Origin of the sequence: Arsukibacterium sp. MJ3 (assembly GCF_000987765.1) — a bacterium.
Lineage (GTDB): Bacteria > Pseudomonadota > Gammaproteobacteria > Enterobacterales > Alteromonadaceae > Alishewanella.
In genome coordinates this window covers 140,327-158,355 of the sequence record NZ_LAHP01000007.1, presented here as the reverse complement: position 1 = coordinate 158,355, position 18,029 = coordinate 140,327, and the positions used below count along the sequence as shown (strand labels likewise).

At 47.2% G+C, this 18,029-nt stretch carries 18 protein-coding genes; 7 read left to right on the top strand and 11 right to left on the bottom strand.

Annotated elements, in window-relative coordinates:
- The first annotated feature begins 90 nt into the window (after positions 1-90).
- Positions 91-1,344 carry a serine hydrolase gene (locus VT06_RS07540; protein ID WP_235357381.1) on the top strand — a complete coding sequence of 418 codons (1,254 nt, stop codon included), beginning with the start codon at positions 91-93 and terminating at the stop codon, positions 1,342-1,344.
- Between the two features lie 47 nt (positions 1,345-1,391).
- On the opposite strand, the gene rlmA is transcribed toward VT06_RS07540, so the two are convergent.
- A complete protein-coding gene (rlmA, locus tag VT06_RS07535) occupies positions 1,392-2,234 on the bottom strand; it encodes a 23S rRNA (guanine(745)-N(1))-methyltransferase (RefSeq protein WP_046553665.1) in 843 nt (280 codons plus the stop codon).
- Positions 2,235-2,353: 119 nt separating this feature from the next.
- Here rlmA and VT06_RS07530 point away from each other — a divergent pair, with 119 nt between their 5' ends.
- Positions 2,354-2,677, top strand: coding sequence for a DUF440 family protein (locus VT06_RS07530; protein ID WP_046553664.1), 324 nt, complete (start codon positions 2,354-2,356; stop codon positions 2,675-2,677).
- A 98-nt stretch (positions 2,678-2,775) separates the two neighbouring features.
- Complete coding sequence (locus VT06_RS07525) at positions 2,776-3,321, top strand: hydrolase (RefSeq protein WP_046553663.1); 546 nt, start codon at positions 2,776-2,778, stop codon at positions 3,319-3,321.
- A 26-nt stretch (positions 3,322-3,347) separates the two neighbouring features.
- Here VT06_RS07525 and VT06_RS07520 read toward each other — a convergent pair whose 3' ends face one another.
- The 3 genes from VT06_RS07520 to VT06_RS07510 form a co-directional block, all read right to left on the bottom strand.
- A complete protein-coding gene (locus tag VT06_RS07520) occupies positions 3,348-4,175 on the bottom strand; it encodes a S1/P1 nuclease (RefSeq protein WP_235357380.1) in 828 nt (275 codons plus the stop codon).
- Position 4,176: 1 nt separating this feature from the next.
- Positions 4,177-5,040, bottom strand: a complete 864-nt coding sequence (locus tag VT06_RS07515) for a 23S rRNA (adenine(2030)-N(6))-methyltransferase RlmJ (RefSeq protein WP_046553662.1) — start codon at positions 5,038-5,040, stop codon at positions 4,177-4,179.
- A gap of 177 nt (positions 5,041-5,217) precedes the next feature.
- The gene (locus tag VT06_RS07510) at positions 5,218-6,144 is read right to left on the bottom strand and encodes an Abi family protein (protein ID WP_046553661.1); all 927 of its coding nucleotides are present in this window, start codon (positions 6,142-6,144) and stop codon (positions 5,218-5,220) included.
- A gap of 344 nt (positions 6,145-6,488) precedes the next feature.
- Between VT06_RS07510 and VT06_RS07505 the strand changes: the two genes are divergently transcribed.
- Positions 6,489-7,370: a tRNA/rRNA methyltransferase gene (locus tag VT06_RS07505; protein WP_046553660.1), complete on the top strand. Its 882-nt coding sequence runs from the start codon at positions 6,489-6,491 to the stop codon at positions 7,368-7,370.
- Positions 7,371-7,376: 6 nt separating this feature from the next.
- Here VT06_RS07505 and VT06_RS07500 read toward each other — a convergent pair whose 3' ends face one another.
- From VT06_RS07500 to metK, 7 genes are all read right to left on the bottom strand, one after another.
- Positions 7,377-7,643, bottom strand: a complete 267-nt coding sequence (locus tag VT06_RS07500) for a DUF1653 domain-containing protein (RefSeq protein WP_046553659.1) — start codon at positions 7,641-7,643, stop codon at positions 7,377-7,379.
- Positions 7,627-8,049, bottom strand: coding sequence for a Holliday junction resolvase RuvX (gene ruvX, locus VT06_RS07495; protein WP_046553658.1), 423 nt, complete (start codon positions 8,047-8,049; stop codon positions 7,627-7,629). Before ruvX ends, VT06_RS07500 begins: the two co-directional genes overlap by 17 nt.
- Complete coding sequence (locus tag VT06_RS07490; RefSeq protein WP_046553657.1) at positions 8,049-8,606, bottom strand: YqgE/AlgH family protein; 558 nt, start codon at positions 8,604-8,606, stop codon at positions 8,049-8,051. Before VT06_RS07490 ends, ruvX begins: the two co-directional genes overlap by 1 nt.
- A 70-nt stretch (positions 8,607-8,676) precedes the next feature.
- Entirely contained in the window at positions 8,677-9,633 is a 957-nt protein-coding gene (gene gshB / locus VT06_RS07485) for a glutathione synthase (RefSeq protein ID WP_046553656.1), read from the bottom strand.
- Positions 9,634-9,640: 7 nt separating this feature from the next.
- Entirely contained in the window at positions 9,641-10,369 is a 729-nt protein-coding gene (gene rsmE / locus VT06_RS07480) for a 16S rRNA (uracil(1498)-N(3))-methyltransferase (protein ID WP_046553697.1), read from the bottom strand.
- A gap of 110 nt (positions 10,370-10,479) precedes the next feature.
- A complete protein-coding gene (locus VT06_RS07475) occupies positions 10,480-12,066 on the bottom strand; it encodes an AbgT family transporter (RefSeq protein ID WP_046553655.1) in 1,587 nt (528 codons plus the stop codon).
- Positions 12,067-12,265: 199 nt separating this feature from the next.
- Positions 12,266-13,414 (bottom strand): methionine adenosyltransferase, encoded by a 1,149-nt coding sequence (metK, locus tag VT06_RS07470; protein WP_046553696.1) that lies wholly within the window; start codon positions 13,412-13,414, stop codon positions 12,266-12,268.
- A 328-nt stretch (positions 13,415-13,742) separates the two neighbouring features.
- Between metK and tkt the strand changes: the two genes are divergently transcribed.
- From tkt to VT06_RS07455, 3 genes are read left to right on the top strand one after another with little or no spacing between them, the layout of a single operon-like run.
- Positions 13,743-15,743 (top strand): transketolase, encoded by a 2,001-nt coding sequence (gene tkt, locus VT06_RS07465; RefSeq protein ID WP_046553654.1) that lies wholly within the window; start codon positions 13,743-13,745, stop codon positions 15,741-15,743.
- Positions 15,744-15,800: 57 nt separating this feature from the next.
- Positions 15,801-16,817, top strand: a complete 1,017-nt coding sequence (gene epd / locus VT06_RS07460; RefSeq protein ID WP_046553653.1) for an erythrose-4-phosphate dehydrogenase — start codon at positions 15,801-15,803, stop codon at positions 16,815-16,817.
- 13 nt (positions 16,818-16,830) lie between these two features.
- On the top strand, positions 16,831-18,012 hold the full coding sequence (locus tag VT06_RS07455; RefSeq protein WP_046553652.1) for a phosphoglycerate kinase: 1,182 nt from the start codon (positions 16,831-16,833) through the stop codon (positions 18,010-18,012).
- Positions 18,013-18,029 lie beyond the last annotated feature (17 nt).

Below are 18,029 nucleotides of genomic sequence, written 5' to 3'. Positions count from 1 at the left end.
AATGCCTATTGTGGTTGGCTGATAACGGTTTTAGTGATACCTTGCTGCAGCATTTTTTAACGTGTCAGCGTTAGCTAATATGAGGTTATTTTGATTCGAGTATTTTTAGTTGTAGTACTATTGGGATTAACCTCGGCTGTGTCGTTTAAGGCATTGGCCGTTGAGCCACAAGTTAGTGTAGAACCACTGGCTGCAGAGTTAGCCGAGTTTGATCGTTACTTTAATCAACAAATGGTTGAGCATGCTATTCCTGGTGCTGCTTATGCGGTGGTTTACCAAAACAAAATTATTAGTGCCAAAGGCTACGGAATAAGAGAAGTAGGTGCAAAAGCGGCGGTTGACCCTTACACGGTATTTAGAATTGCCTCGGTATCAAAAACATTTGCAGCAGGTTTAGCCAGTATTTTAGAGGCCCGCGGGCATTTTCGTTGGGACGAACCGGTGGTGCAGTATATTCCGGAGTTTTCCTTTAAAAATGCTACTTATAATCCGCAATTAAAAATTGAGCACTTGTTATCACAAAGTAGCGGGGTAATGCCCAATGCTTACGATAATCTGATTGAAGCCAATGTGCTGCCAGCGAAAATTTTGCCGCAATTTCAAAAAATAGACCCACTGTGTAACCCTGGCCAATGTTATGGCTATCAGAATGTGTTATTTAGTCTGATCGAGCCAATTATCAGCCAGACCACCACTAGTGATTATGCCAGTTTATTACGGCAGAATATTTTTGAGCCGTTGCAATTACCCACGGCCTCGTTGGGGTTAGAGGCCTATTTGCTGAATGAAAACCGTGCCAGCCCACATATTCGGGCGAAAGGGGGCTGGCTTTCGCGCAATGTAAACCAAAGTTATTACCGCTTTGCCCCGGCCGCCGGGGTAAATGCCAGCGTTATTGATTTAAGCCACTGGTTAATTGCCCAATTGGGCTATTACCCACAAGTGATGCCGCTGGCCGTGCTGGATAAAATAATTGAAAAACGGGTGAGAACCCCGCGTGACCTGCGACGCTCAGAATGGCGCAACTATATTAAAGATGCCCACTATGCGCTGGGCTGGCGGGTGTATCAGTTTGGTAGTGAAGAACTGATTTACCATGGTGGCTGGGTGCAGGGGTTTCGGGCTGAACTGGCGTATTCACGTCAGCGCGAGCTGGGGCTGGTTATTTTACTTAATGCCGAGTCTAACGTAGTAAACAAACTTAGCACCACCTTCTGGAATAAGATGTTTAGTGCGCTGCAGCAGCAGGAAAAACAGAAACTGGCACTGTGTATGCCAAATGTGGCTACTGACGAAAAGGGTAGCACCCGCCAGGCTGCTGATTGTAAGCCGCTGGTTAAGTAGCAATAGTTCAGTAGTAATGGTTAGTGGCAATGATTCAGTGGCATTGTTTACTGTCGCTGATACACATCTAGTAAAAAATCGATACTAATTTGCTGGGTTGTGCTAACAAAATGCTGGCGATTTTCAGCATTAAATTTCCAGGCCAGTGGCACCATTTGTAATAAATTATCCAGTTGCTGCGGCTCATTTATCGCTAAGGTGTAGCGTAATTGCTGCCGCGTAATATGGTTAAAACCCGGCTCGTCTTTAATGACAGCGCTATGTGGTTTTACCTCGCGGTATACCGCCTGCTTCATTTCTATTAAATGGTTTGGCCCTGGGCTAACACTCACTAATCGCCCTTGTGGCTTAATAACCCGTTGCAGCTCGGCGTTATCAGACGGGGCATAAATACGAATAGCACCGTCAAAATAATTGCTCGCAAAGGGCAGCTGATAGGCACTGGCTACCGCAAATTGCATAGTAGGGTAGTGTTTGGCAGCATATTTAATAGCGATTTTAGAAATATCGATGCCATACAACTGTAAATCTTTATGCGCTGGTGCTGCCTTGCTAAGGGCTTGTTGCAGCCGGCCGCTGTAATATCCTTCGCCACAGCCTAAATCTAGCAGCGTTTTTGCAGCGGTGTCGGCGAGTAGGCCATTTACGGCATCTGACAATGGCTGGTATGCAGCACTTTCTAAAAAGGCCCGCCGTGCCTGGATCATTAGTTTGTTATCGCCGGGATCTTTCGAGTTTTTCTGCTGTACCGGCAGTAAATTAACATAGCCTTCTTTTGCAAGATCAAAACTATGTTTATTGGTACAGTGGTATTGCCGGCCTGATAACTCTGACAACCCTGATAGCCCTAATAACATTAATGGCTGACGACAAAGTGGACAAATGTACATGCTAAACCCCGCGACTATTAACGGTCGCAGTGTAACAGCATGGCAGCTTTGTGCGCAAAGCCTTGCTATACTGAACGCAAATTTCAGTAAGTAAATATCCGGTTTTCAAGGCAGGCAGTATGCAAGATTTAGAATTATGGTCGATGGACGAGCTGTGCGATCACGCGTTTGATATTTTTGAAGAATTAGCAGCCGATAATCTTAATGCCGCCGATTACAATTTGTATCAGCAGCAATATGAACAAAGTGGTTATGTAGACATGGTAATACCTGGTGCCGAGTGGGTAGAGCTTACCATGCAGGATTTAGAGCCCGAGCTACACTTTGAAGCGCAAATTGGCTTAACCGGCAGCAATGGTGCAGCCGATATGGTGCTGGCCCGTATTTTACTCAGCCGCGAAAAACACGACTCACTTTGCCATGCCCAGTGGCGGGGTCAATAATAGCTGGCGGGGTTAATAATAGCTGGCGAGGCCACTACTATTTACTCTGCTGAGGCTAGTAATTAAATGCGTTTAAACAAGCACTAAGGCAAACAGATATGCTATTAAAAGCCAGCGACAGTATGGTGTTACTGATTGATATTCAGCAGAAACTGGCACCGGCCATTTATGACAGCAAGGCAGTTGAGCAAGCGGCGGCCTGGGTATTGCAGGTAGCATTACAGCTGGATATTCCGCTACTGGCTACTGAGCAGTATCCGCAGGGGCTGGGCCATACGGTACCTAGCTTACGTGAGTTGCTGCCAGATGGCGCCGTGCTTGAGAAAATTCACTTTAGTGCCTGGCGTGAGCCTGCAGTACAACAGCGCCTGGCTAGCTTGGGCCGCCAGCAAATTGTAGTGATTGGCACCGAAAGCCATGTTTGTGTGTTGCAAACGGTGTTTGATTTGCTAGCCGCTGGTTACCAGGTGTTTGTAGTTGACGAGGCAGTAGGGTCGCGCACCATCGAGAACAAACAGCTAGCGTTAAGCCGTATGCAACAAGCCGGTAGTCAGATAATCAGCAAAGAAATGCTGGCATTTGAATGGCTGGAACGCGCGGGTACCGACAGCTTTCGCCAGATCAGTAAAGGCTGGATCCGTTAACTGACCCTGCTGTTATGTTGCGTAAGTTATTCTGCAAAAAGTTTGTCCAGGGTAGCGGCCAGTCGCACTGCGGCTTGTAATAGGCGCTGCTCTAGTACCGCTTGATGTTTCGCCACATAGTTGTCGTTAATTAACATGCCTGGCCGGTATTCCTGATACAAACCCACAGTAATGCGGGCTGACTCATTCGTCCAATCCATTAAACCGCTGGCTTGCCATTGTTGCTGCTGCGCCAGGCTTAAGCTGGCAAACAGTTGTTGTTGCCTAGCAGGTTCATCGTAACCCAGTTTCGTAAGCAAATTGCTGTCCCAGAGGCCATGTAAATTAGAGGGCTCACCAAAAAAGTACACTGCGGTGCGGTTACCGCCTAAATCATCGGCAAAACTAACATGTAAGGGTTGATGTAAATCACTAATGTAGTGGCTTAAAAATAGCAGTGCCTGCCAGTCTTGTTTGTTTTGCTTAAGCCGCAGTTGCATATCTTCTATGGCCGACACCACACAGCCCACCTCGGGGCAATGATCCCGGGTAACTTCTGTTTCACCGCGCTGCAAATTGATATAGTGATGGGGTTTAGTCCAGGCAAACTGCTCTTCAGAACGTACTTCGTCAGGCCAGACACAGGCCGGGCCAAAGCTGGGGTAGGGTGTTGCTTTTAGCAATTGGTCTAGCTGCTGGCGTGTGGCTGGTTGCACTAATTGATAGCTCATCTGGCAGATCATAATATGGCCGGTACGGCCAAAAGCCTGGCTTTTAGCGGACAGCAGCAATAGCACTACAGCTAGCAGTGAATACATGCTAACCCGGACCACTTTGCTTAGGAGCAATATAAACGACAATATAAACACCACCATATTACTCTCCAACCAGTTGGCTTACCTGCCACAGGTTACTGCTATTCATTGTATTATCATCGCTGCTGGCGGTTAGCAACGGGGCCAACTCGGTTAACGCGTCCTGCATAGTTGCCGCTAAGGTGTAAGGTGGGTTAATCACCAGCATGCCGCTGCCACTCATGCCAAAGCCGGCTTTATCGCTTTGCGGGCAACATTCAATGCGTAGCTGGTTTTTAATACCGGTGCCAACAATAGCACTAATAAAGGCTTCGGTTGCTGTGCGTTCAATTACTGGGTACCAGATGGCATAGGTAGCTTGCGGAAAACGTTTGTACGCTTCAGTAAGGCCGGCAATTAAGTCGGTATATTCAGTTTTTAGCTCATAAGGTGGGTCTATTAGTACCAGCCCCCGTTTGGTTAGCGGTGGTAGCATAGCTTTAAAGCCAGCGTAGGCATCAATATTTTCAATGCGGCTATGGCGGCGTTTAGCAAACTGGCTCTGTAAAATAGGAAAGTCACTCGGGTGTAGCTCGGTTGCCTGAATACTGTCTTGTGCGCGCAACATTAGCGCAGCAATTTTTGGTGAGCCAGGGTAAAACGCCAGAGTGCTATCTGGGTTAAGGCTTTTTATCAGGTTTAAATAACGGGCCAGCGATGCTGAGCGTGGCTTATGCTGCCATAATAGTGCAATACCTTGCTGATACTCTGCGGTTTTTTGTGATTGCTCACTGCCAAGGCTATACAAGCCGGCACCGGCATGGCTGTCGTGGTAACACAGCGGTTTATCTTTTTGTAGTAAATAATCGAGAATAGCAACCTGCACCAGATGTTTTAAAACATCGGCATGGTTACCGGCATGATAACTGTGGCGATAACTAAGCATGCTGTACTGGCCCTGGTAAGATAACGCTGATAGAAACTGCAGCGAATAATGCCGCCAAGGATACTGCGCTAACCGAAAAATACAAGTAATAGCAGGGTAGCAGTGTTAAAATTACCGCTATTTAGCAGCAGGCAGGACTTTTTAATGGTTGATAAACCTAAACGTGCTGGCAAGATGTTATTTCCAAATAGGATGTTCCTGCCAATTTTCCGGAAGCCCAATTGCTGAGCGCCACTTACCGCTTTTGGATAGTTGTTCTAATACTTGATTTACCTGCTGTGTCCAGTTATCACCACTTCCTGTAGTTCTTAATAAATGTCTGAGCATTAATAGAATATAAAAAATCCTATCGTTTCTTGGTGTTATAGGAGGAAGGAAATTTGTATCTTTTGTTTTATCAGGCCTAATAGCCAAAGCGCGGTTCCATAACCTGTTATGGTGGGCACAAATATTTCTGACATAAGTTAAACTATGTAACCAATCCCCCAATTTTTTATGGTGAATATTAAAATGCTGGGCAATCGCTTTCTTATCTTCAATACCTTGTTTTTGATCATTGTAAAGCCCTTGATAACCAATCGACAACGCTCCTAATGACATTACCTCTGTTAGCATCCAAATTGGAATAGTAGGGAATCCTTTATACTTAGATTGATAGTGCATTATAAAATCATCATTTGAGCGACAAACTTCTTGTTCAAGTTTGCTTAACCATTTTTCGTGATTAAAGTTGCGGTGAAAGTTATTGGCATCTGTATGCCCAAAAGGACCATATGCGTGACCAATGTGGTAGGTGAATTGTGTTCTAATCGCAATTTCAACTCGCTCTATGGCATCTAAAACCAGCGAGCGTAGCCTCCGGTCAATTTCGTATAGAAAAAGCACATTGTTGAAACACGTGCCTGGCAAAAAATGATTTTTTATATTGTTCTGCGAGTCGCGAACACGAAAGGGATACCAGTATCCACTTAAACGATAATAGCTAATACTAGCAAGTTGGATTTCAGCTTTTGCTTTATCGTTAAAAAACATACCTTTTTGTTCAAGACGAATTATTTGGTTAGCAAAGGTCAGTGCTGGTTTGGTATATTGGACTAGAAACATTTATCCACCTTAATTCCACGGCAATCCCACAGCCGGAAATCATAGCTGGAAAAGAAACAGGAAAAAAAACCGCCAAGGTTGCGCGACACCCAAAGGGTACTAAGCGTGGCGGTTGTGTTGTAATTATTATGGGTGATGATGACGTATTCGTCAATATAACCTAATTCATAAAACACTTATTGTCATTATACTGTCAATTAAATACTGATCGGCCATATCAAGAGCAATAGCACAACATTATTGCGGTGTTTCGCAAATAGAAAAATATAGGTATTGTGGTTTTTTAGCTGGTAAAATTAGCTAAATTTACGATTACAGGCGCAAAAGCGCAAGCAGGATAAGTTATGTCACAGCAAAGGCCAAAAGGCGGTAAAGCAGCCAACCCCTTACACAAACCTTGGGTTAAAACTGATAAATCTGCTGCAAGTAAACCTAATCGTAACGCTGCAGGTACTAAACGGCAGGTAGCTAAGCCTGTCAAAGCGGTCTTAAATAATGAAAGCAAAGTATATGGTGAGAATGCCTGCCGGGTGTTGTTTAACCAACGGCCAGAGTCGGTTATTCGTTTATATATCAGTAGCACTTTGGCGCCAAAATTCGCAGATGTGATGAAGTACTTAGCCAGCGAGAAAAAAGCCTACCATATTGTCGATGATGCTGAACTGGAAAAAGTAGCGGCCAGCCAGCACCATGGCGGTATTGTACTGCTGGTTAAACGCCAACCTATTGCCAGTATTGCCAATTATTTAACTACGCATAATGCAAAACAAGATTGTTTACTGGCACTCGATGGCGTGGGTAACCCACACAATTTAGGGGCTATTGCCCGTACTTGCGCCCATTTTGGCGTAACCGGCATTATTATGCGCGAGCCACAGTTGCTGCAATCGGGCGCGGCACTGCGCACTGCTGAGGGCGGTGGCGAGTATATTAGCCCGCTTAGCTGTGATGATATGCCACTGGCACTAAAACTTTGTAAAGACGCCGGCTATAGCCTGGTTACCACCTCTAGCCATGGCGGCCAGTCACTGTACAAAACGGCATTGCCGCAAAAAGTGGTTATTGTATTTGGTGAGGAAATGTTTGGGGTATCAAAAGTGGTAGCGAACAGCGCTGATATTGCGCTGCAAATACCCGGCACTGGCAAGGTAGAGTCATTAAATGTAAGCGTAGCCGCCAGTTTAATTGTAGGTGAGTGGTATAGGCAACAGCAACACAGTCTTTAATAATGCTTAGAGCTTGCCCGGCGGTTGGCTACCAATAAACTGAAAGCGGGCCAGCTCTTCGCCGGCAATGGTAACATTTTCAGCAAACATGCTGGCGGGGCGGGCCCATAAGCCGTGTTCGCCATACAATGCGCGGTAAATAACCAGCCATTCTTCGGTCTCGCTGTGGCGAGCGAGATCAATAACCTGATAGTAAGCGCCTTTATAGTGTTGGTAGTAGCCAATGGCGATGGCGGGTTCAGGGCTGTTAGTGGGCTTAAGGTTGTTGCTCATGCCAACCTTCAAAAATAATCTGTGCGGATAAGCTGTCTACTTTATCTTTACTAAGATTGCGATAACCACCTTCAGCAAATAAGCGGCTGCGGGCATCGGCGGTAGATAACCGTTCATCATGCAGCGCTACCGGTAAACCATAGCGGCCATGTAGCCGGTTAGCAAATTTGCGGGTGCGGACAGTAAAGTCTTGTTCACTGCCATCCATATTAAGCGGCAACCCCACCAGCAGCAGTTGCGGCTGCCAGTCGGTAATAAGTGTGGTTATATGATCCCAGTTGGGTGTGCCGTCCTGTGCTTTTAGTGCCGGTAATAACGTGGCGCTGCCGGTAAGTTCAGAGCCTACCGCCACGCCAATACTTTTAGTGCCGTAGTCAAAACTTAGCACGGTTCTGGTGTTACTCATTACGCGTGACCTGCCTCCGTAGTAAGCTGCCAGGGTTTTATACCCATCTTGCCGGTAGCCGTTTGCCATTTTTCAGCATGGCTAAAATCAAAAATAATACTGTTATCAGCCGGGATCACCAGCCAGCTGTTATCGGCCATTTCTTGCTCCAGTTGCCCAGCTGTCCAGCCGGCATAACCCAGTGCCAGCATAAATTTTTCTGGTGCCGCTGAGGTGGTTAAATCCATTAATATGTCTTTAGAGGTGGTAACCATCAGGCCATCATTTAGCTCTAAACTACTGCTGTAGCCCGCTTTTGGGCTATGTAACACAAAACCACGATCGCTTTGCACCGGGCCACCGGCGCACACCGCGCTGCGGGCTACCGGGCTTTTTTTGTCAAATTCAATTTGTAGCTGGTTCAGTAAATCTGCCACGGTTACGTCTAGCGGATGGTTAATAACAATACCCATTGCGCCTTCGGCAGTATGCTCACAGATATAGGTAACACTGCGCTTAAACATCGGGTCGTTAAGCGCGGGCATGGCAATTAAAAAGTGATCCTGGAAATCTTGCATAATAACCTCACTATTTTAGTTACAGTATGGTGATTGTAGCATTACGATTACAGCACTCAGGTAATAGAACTTAGGTAGCCGCCAAGCGTTGCTCGATGGCATCGAATAACATTCCGGTAATACTCACCGGAAAGGCGGCCTCGATTTCACGAATACAAGTGGGACTAGTAACATTGATTTCGGTTAGCTTATCACCAATTACGTCTAAGCCAACAAAAATAAGTCCTTTTTCTTTTAATATTGGGCCAATAGCCCGGGCAATGGCCCAGTCAGAGTCAGACAATGGCCTGGCTTCACCGCGCCCACCGGCAGCCAAATTACCGCGGGTTTCACCACTAGCCGGAATGCGGGCTAAACAATAGGGTACTGGTTCGCCATCTACCACTAATATGCGTTTGTCGCCATCAGTAATTTGTTCAATGTAGCGCTGTGCCATGGCATAGCGGCTGCCATGTTCTGTTAAGGTTTCAATAATAACACTGACATTTGGGTCGCCCGGTTTTAAACGAAATATAGACGCCCCCCCCATGCCATCCAACGGCTTTAAAATGACATCTTGCTCGGCCTTATAAAAAGCTTTTAGGCGGGCAGCGCTTCGGCTTACCAGTGTTTTGGGGGTAAATTGGCTAAACCAGGCAGTGTAGAGTTTCTCGTTGGCATCGCGCAGGCTTTGCGGTTTATTAACGATTAAGCTGCCGGCATCTTCTGCCCGTTCCAGAATATAGGTAGCATAAATATACTCGGTATCGAACGGCGGATCTTTACGCATTAAAATAACGTTAAGCTCGGCCAGCGCAATATCCTGCTGTTTATTAAATTGATACCAGCTTTGATTATCCTCACGCAGTGTCAGCGTTTTGGTGGTAGCGCGGGCTTCACCTTCCAGCAAATATAAGTCAGCCATTTCCATATAATGTATTTCGTAACCACGATGCTGCGCTTCAAGTAACATGGCAAAGCTGGAATCTTTCTTAATATTAATCTGGCTGATGGGGTCCATTACTACCCCTAATTTAATTGCTGTCATAGTAGCCTCAGGCGAGATCGCCAAATTGCAATTGTAAGGCACTTATCGCAGTTAATGCTGCGGTTTCAGTGCGAAGTACTCGTGGTCCAAGCTGAATACCGGTAAAACCAGCGCGGTTGGTCGCAGCCACCTCATGGTCGGTAAAGCCGCCCTCAGGGCCAATTACCAGCCGGATATGTTGGTTGGCATTAAGGGTTTTAATGGTGGCGCTGGCGCGCGGATCCAAGGTTAACTGTAAGGAATTTGTTGGTTGTGCCAACCATTGCTCTAATGACATTGCCGGATACACCGGTGGAATAACGCTGCGGCCGCTTTGCTCGCAGGCGCTAATGGCAATTTTCTGCCATTGTTCATTACGTTTTAACAGCCGCTCACCATCCAGTTTTACGCCGCAGCGTTCGGTAAACAGCGGAGTTATGGCGCTTACCCCAAGCTCAACCGCTTTTTGAATGGCAAAATCCATTCGATCACCGCGTGATATTGCCTGGCCCAGATGAATATGTAATGGTGATTCTACCGGGTTTTCCTCGGTGTGGGTTACGCTAACCATAACCTGCTTTTTACCAACTTCAGTAATTATTGCCGGGTAATTATGGCCATCGCCATTAAATAACTGTAGCAACTGGCCTGCTTGCATCCGCAGCACCCGGCCAACATGGTTAGCGGCTTCGCTATCTAATGGCAGTTGCTGGCCTGTTGCCAAGGCATGAGGGGTATAAATACGGGGCATACGCATGCCATAAGCTCCAATGTAAAAGGTGTTAATGTTAGCAGGGAAAGCGCGGTTCCAAAATAAAAAACCGCTGACAGGCAGCGGTTTTAGCATTTACGTCTGGCTAACGTTGCTTAGCCAGCGGCAGGGTAGGTATAACTTGCGCCAATACCCAGCGGAATATCTAAAGCCCAGAAACCAAGCAAAAAGGCCGTCCATAATACCAACATGGTAATGGAGTAAGGCAACATTAAGGCTATTAATGTACCTATACCGGTCGATTTAACGTATTTCTGACAAAACACCACTATAAGTGGGAAGTAGGGCAGTAATGGCGTAATAATGTTAGTCGACGAATCGCCTACCCGATAGGCCGCCTGGGTTAAATCAGGTGATACCCCAAGTTCCATTAGCATGGGCACCATTACCGCGCCAATCAGCGCCCATTTAGCAGAGGCAGAACCTACCAGTAAATTAACAAAGCCCGATAAAAAAACAATACCAATTAAGGTAAAGCCCATCGGAAATGCCATTTCCTGCAGCCAGTTGGCACCTTTAATCGCCAAAAGCGCACCGAGGTTTGACTGGCCAAAGGCATAAATAAACTGAGCACAGAAAAAGGCCATAACGATGTAATAGCCCATACCACTCATTGCTTTGGTCATGCCTTTTATAATATCGCGATGATTTTTGGCATTGCCTGAAACATAGCCATATACCACGCCCGGTATTAAGAAAAACACAAAGATAATACTAACAATAGACTGCATTAACGGGGCGGCAAACACCAATAAATTGCTTTGGCCTTCTGCCAGCACCGTGCCGGCTGGCGCACGCCAGGCAGAGCTTTCTGGTAAGGCCGAGACGATTAACAACACAATGCTTAACAGCATAGAAAAGCTGGCCCAGCGTAAACCTTTACGCTCGTGTGGCTGCAGGTCATCCATTTTTGGCATATCAGCCGGATCACCATCAACCTGGGTTGCTTTAAGCCGCGGTTCAATAAATTTATCGGTAATTACCCAGCCAATAAGTACCACTAAAACGGTAGACGCCGTGGTGAAATAATAATTGTTCATCGGGCTAACAAACAACTCGGCAGCAGCAGGATCAGACGATAAGCGGGCAGATGCCTGAGTAAGACCAGAGAGCAATGGGTCTAGGCTTGACGGTAATACGGTAGCGGAGAAACCACCGGATACACCAGCGAAGGCAGCGGCGATACCGGCCAGTGGATGGCGGCCCGCAGCATAAAAAATAACCGCACCCAGTGGAATAACCAGCACATAACCGGCATCTACCGCCATATGGCTTACCACGCCAACAAATACCAGTACCGGCGTTAACAGCATTTTGGGGGTTACATTTAAAATAGAACGCAGGCCGGCATTAATAAAACCGGTATGTTCGGCGACACCTAGCCCCAACATGGCCACTAATACCACCCCAAGCGGCGCAAAGGTAACAAAAGTATTGACCATTTTTGACATAAAGGTGGTCATGGCATCGGCGGCCAGTAGGTTATTTACTAAAATGGCTTGGCCGGTGCGTGGGTCAACTTCATTAAAGCTAACACCTGACAATAACCATGAGGTCAGCCAGACAATAACCATAAGCAGGGCAAATAATACCGCTGGGTCAGGCAATTTATTCCCGACAACTTCAATAACGTTAAGCGCACGGTTTAGCCAGCCGGTTTTCACGGCGGTTTGTTCAGACATAGTTATTCCTTACTGTTGACATCTTTCTTATATTTATATTGTTAGCCGCTGCTATTGACAGCTGAACCCTGGAAAGTAAAACGCCTTTATCATACACAAATAGACTGTATTGGTAAGCGGAAAATAAGCTAAAAACCAATAAAATAGAAAAGGAGAACTTTCGCCCTCCTTTTTTACCCGTGCTGTTGCAACATAAAGCTTATTTAGCGTATTGACGCAATAATTCAGCCTTGTCAGTTTGCTCCCAGGGGAACCTACTGCGGCCAAAGTGGCCATATGCTGCCGTAGCGCCATAAATAGGCCGCTCTAAATCAAGCATTTGAATTAAGCCATAAGGGCGCAAGTCAAAGTGTTCGCGCACCAGTTTAATCAACTGGTCTTCACTCAGTTTGCTGGTACCAAAGGTTTCTAAACTAATCGAGGTGGGCTCGGCTATACCAATGGCGTAGGATATTTGCAGTTCGCAGCGGTCAGCCAGGCCGGCCGCAACAATATTTTTTGCCACATAACGCGCAGCATACGCTGCTGAGCGGTCAACTTTTGAGGGGTCTTTACCCGAAAATGCACCGCCACCATGTCGGGCCATGCCACCGTAGGTATCAACAATAATTTTACGGCCGGTTAAGCCACAATCACCCATGGGGCCGCCAATAACAAAACGACCGGTTGGGTTAATAAAATATTTGGTTTTGCTGGTTAACCATTCAGCAGGTAATACGGGCTTAATAATGGTTTCCATTACCGCTTCACGTAAGTTAGCCGTGCTAATAGAGTCACAGTGCTGGGTCGACAATACCACGGCATCAATACCTACCGGTTTGCCGTCTTCATAAATAAAGCTAAGCTGAGATTTAGCATCTGGGCGCAACCATGGCAGGGTACCGTCTTTACGCACCTGCGCTTGGCGCTGCATTAAGCGGTGCGCGTAAGTAATAGGTGCCGGCATTAATACGTCAGTTTCGTTACTGGCATAGCCAAACATTAAGCCCTGGTCACCAGCGCCTTGTTCCCGCGGATCGTTTTTATCCACGCCCTGATTAATATCAGGAGACTGCTTACCAATGGCATTTAATACCGCGCACGAATCAGCGTCAAAACCCATATCAGAATGGGTATAACCAATTTCACGTACGGTTTTGCGGGTAAGTTCTTCAATATCTACCCAAGCGCTAGTGGTAATTTCACCACCTACTAACACCATACCGGTTTTGACAAACGTTTCGCAGGCAACACGGGCTTTTGGGTCTTGTTCTAAAATTGCATCTAATACGGCGTCTGAAATTTGGTCAGCAATTTTGTCCGGATGCCCTTCAGATACTGACTCAGAAGTAAAAATATGTTGTGCCATCTGTTGTATTCCACCAATGTTGGTTAATTTATCAGGTTGGGGCCAAAAAAAGCGCATAGCAGCTTGCTACCAACTAGCTACCAACTTGCTACCCGCTTGCCGCCAGAAAAATAGCCGCCTATTTTAGAGAAAGAGGCCGGCCTTGGCTAGTAATATTTGACGCCCAGACGTCTTTAATGCCAAAGTTTACGCGAAAGTTAACCGCCAGATCACTTCAAAGATAAATTCTTTGCCACTTAAGATAATCATTTGCCATCTGGGCGGCAGTAAGTGAAAATACCGGCCAAGTTACGTGCCGCCCCCTTTCAAGTTATTAGCAGGAGCTACCATGCCATCTCGTAAACAACTCGCCAATGCTATTCGTGCCTTAAGTATGGATGCCGTTCAAAAAGCAAAATCTGGTCATCCGGGTGCGCCAATGGGTATGGCAGACATTGCTGAAGTGCTTTGGCGAGATTTCCTGAAGCATAATCCGGCTAATCCAGACTGGCCAGACCGCGATCGTTTTATTCTGTCTAATGGCCATGGTTCAATGCTGTTGTATTCGCTGCTGCATTTAACCGGTTATGCGTTAACCATTGACGATTTAAAACAATTTCGTCAATTGCATTCCAAAACACCTGGCCACCCGGAGTATGGTTATGCACCGGGTGTCGAGACCACTACGGGTCCGCTGGGCCAGGGTGTTACCAATGCCGTGGGTATGGCGCTGGCCGAAAAAGCGCTGGCAGCACAATTTAACAAGTCAGATTTTGAGATTGTTGATCACCACACCTATGTGTTTTTAGGCGACGGTTGTTTAATGGAAGGTATCTCGCACGAGGCCTGTTCTTTAGCCGGCACTTTAGGCTTAAATAAGCTTATAGCCTTTTGGGACGATAACGGTATCTCGATTGACGGTAATGTTGAAGGCTGGTTTACCGATGATACACCAGCCCGCTTTAAAGCATATGGCTGGCACGTTATTGCAAATGTTGATGGCCATAGCAGTGATGCGGTAAAAGCCGCTATTGACCAGGCGAAAACTCAAACCGACCGGCCCACGCTTATTTGCTGTAAAACGGTAATAGGCTATGGCGCACCGAATAAAGGTGGCAGTCATGATTGCCATGGCGCACCGCTGGGCGAAGCTGAAATTGTTGCGGCCCGTGCTTACCTGCAATGGCCCCATGCGCCGTTTGACATTCCTGCTGATATTTATGCCGATTGGGACGCCAATAGTAAAGGTGCCAGTGCTGAAACGCAGTGGAACACGCTGTTTGCCGCATACCGCACTGCTTATCCGCAATTAGCGGCTGAATTTAGCCGCCGCACCGCCGGTGATTTACCCGCTAATTGGGCCGAACAATCGCAAGCTTATATTGAAAAATTGCAAGCTAACCCGGCCACTATTGCCAGCCGTAAAGCGTCGCAAAATGCCTTAAATGCCTTTGGGCCGTTATTGCCGGAATTTATGGGCGGCTCGGCCGATTTGGCTGGCTCTAACCTAACTATCTGGTCGGGTTCAAAACCGCTTACTGCCAAAGATGCCAGCGGTAACTACATTTATTATGGCGTGCGTGAGTTTGGTATGTCGGCCATGATGAACGGTATCGCGCTGCACGGCGGCTTTGTGCCATACGGTGCCACCTTTTTAATGTTTGTTGAATACGCCCGTAATGCGGTGCGCATGGCAGCGCTGATGAAACAACGGGTAATTTTTGTGTATACCCACGACTCTATTGGCCTGGGTGAAGATGGCCCAACGCATCAGCCGGTAGAGCAATTAGCCAGCTTGCGCGCTACCCCAAATTTAATGAACTGGCGGCCATGCGATCAAGTTGAGTCAGCTGTAGCCTGGCAGGCAGCTATTGAGCGCACGACCGGGCCTACTACCTTAATTTTTAGCCGGCAAAATTTGCAGCAACAAGCCCGCGATAACGCCACCGTGCAGACGATTAAACGCGGTGGCTATGTGCTGCTCGATAGTGAGCAGCCTGCAGAGCTAATTATTATTGCTACCGGCTCTGAAGTAGAGTTAGCGGTACAAGCTGCAAAAATGCTAACCAGCAAAGGTAAGCAGGTCAGAGTTGTGTCAATGCCATCAACCGATGTATTTGATGCTCAGGATGCCGCTTACCGTGAAACCGTGTTACCCGCTAACATTAGCAAGCGTATTGCGGTAGAGGCGGGTATTACTGATTGCTGGTATAAATATGTTGGCTTAGCTGGCGATATTATTGGTATGACCAGCTTTGGTGAGTCGGCGCCTGCCGAGCAATTATTTGAGCATTTTGGCATTACAGCCGATGCCATAGTTAACGCTGCCACCAAGCAACTAAGCAGATAAGCAGTTCGTCATCAGCCAATCAGGGGCCGCTAAGCGGTCCCACTTTTATGTGGTGTTATGGTAATTAGACTGGCAATTAATGGCTTCGGCCGCATTGGCCGCAATATTGTGCGGGCCATTTATGAAAACGGTTGGCAACACCAATTACAGGTGGTTGCTATTAATGAACTGGCAGATGCCAAAGGCGTGGCGCATTTATTAAAATACGATACCTCGCATGGCCGTTTTGGTTTTTCGGTAGAGTCTTATCAGGGTGGCATCAGGGTTGATGGTAATGATATCGCCTTGTTCAGCCAGGCCGATCCGCTGGAATTGCCCTGGGCCGAACTGGCGGTAGATATTGTACTGGAATGCACCGGGGTATTTCATAGCCGCGAGCATGCCAACTGGCATATTAGCGCTGGCGCGAAAAAAGTCTTGTTTTCTCACCCGGCTGATGCAGATATCGATGCTACTATTATTTATGGTATTAACCAGCAACTGTTAACGGCCGCCATGACGGTAGTATCGGCAGGTTCTTGCACTACCAACTGCATTGTGCCGGTTATTCAGGTGCTGGATCAGCAATTTGGGGTAGAAAGCGGTACCATTACCACCATTCATGCTTCTATGCACGATCAGCAGGTTATCGATGCGTATCATCCTGATTTACGCCGCACCCGTGCCGCCAGTCAGTCGATAATACCGGTTGATACCAAACTGGCACTGGGCATAGAGCGCATTTTACCTAAGTTTGCCGGCCGTTTTGAGGCTATTGCAGTGCGCGTGCCCACGGTTAACGTCACCGCAATGGATTTAAGTGTTACGCTACATCAGGATGTCAGCATCGAAAAGGTCAACCGGGTGTTGCAGCACGCTAGGCAGGGTAACCTTGCCGGTATTTTGGATTATACTGAAGAGCCATTAGTCTCGGTTGATTTTAACCATAACCCGCATTCTTGTATTGTCGATGGCTCACAAACCCGGGTTAGCCATAAACGGCTGGTTAAATGCCTGGTATGGTGCGATAACGAATGGGGTTTTGCTAATCGCATGCTGGATACCGCACGGGCAATGCTGCAACAGAATTTTTGACAAGGAGTTTAATATGAGCGTAATTCGGATGGACGACCTGGATTTATCAGGTAAGCGGGTACTAATTCGGGAAGATTTAAACGTGCCGGTAAAAGCGGGCATTGTCAGCTCAGATGCACGAATAAAAGCGGCTATTCCCACCTTACAACTGGCGTTAAGTAAAGGCGCCCGGGTTATGGTGATGTCGCACTTAGGCCGCCCGGACGAGGGCGTATTTGCCGCAGAAGCGTCATTACAACCGGTGGTAGATTATTTAGCCGACGCCTTAAAGGTGCCGGTCCGACTGGCCAGCGACTACTTACAGGGTGTTGAAGTTAACCCTGGCGAAGTAGTGGTATTTGAAAATGTCCGCTTTAATGTTGGCGAAGCAGACAACGACGATGCACTGGCCAGGCAGTTGGCTGCATTATGCGATATATTTGTAATGGATGCCTTTGGCACCGCCCACCGCGCTCAGGCGTCTACCCATGGTGTGGCTAAATTTGCGCCTGTTGCTTGCGCTGGCCCGTTATTACTGGCAGAGCTAGATGCACTAAGCGCCGCGCTGAAAAACCCAAAGCGGCCATTAGTGGCCATAGTGGGTGGCTCGAAAGTGTCTACTAAATTAACGGTACTTGAGGCGTTATCGGGTATGGTTGACCAACTGATTGTCGGTGGTGGTATTGCCAATACCTTTATTGCGGCAGAGGGTAATAATGTTGGCAAATCGTTATACGAGCCAGATTTAATTCCTGAAGCAACACGTTTAATTGCGCAGGCCAAAGCCCGCGGCGCCATTATTCCGGTACCCAGTGACGTTGTAGTAGCAACAGAGTTTAGCGAGCAAGCCACTGCCAGCCTGAAGCGGGTAGCCGATGTTGCCAGCACCGAAATGATTTTTGATATTGGTCCGGCCAGCATAGCGCAACTTACCGATATTATAAAAAATGCCGGTACTATTGTCTGGAACGGCCCGGTTGGGGTGTTCGAATTTGACCAGTTTGCTGCTGGTACTAAAGCCGTAGCCGACGCTATTGCCAACAGTAAGGCATTTTCGATTGCTGGTGGCGGCGATACCTTAGCGGCCATTGACAAATACGGTGTGGCTGCCGATATTTCGTACATATCGACTGGTGGTGGTGCCTTTTTAGAGTTTTTAGAAGGTAAAACCTTGCCGGCAGTGGCTATACTGGAACAACGCGCTGCAAATAAATAAAAACCAGGCTAAAACAG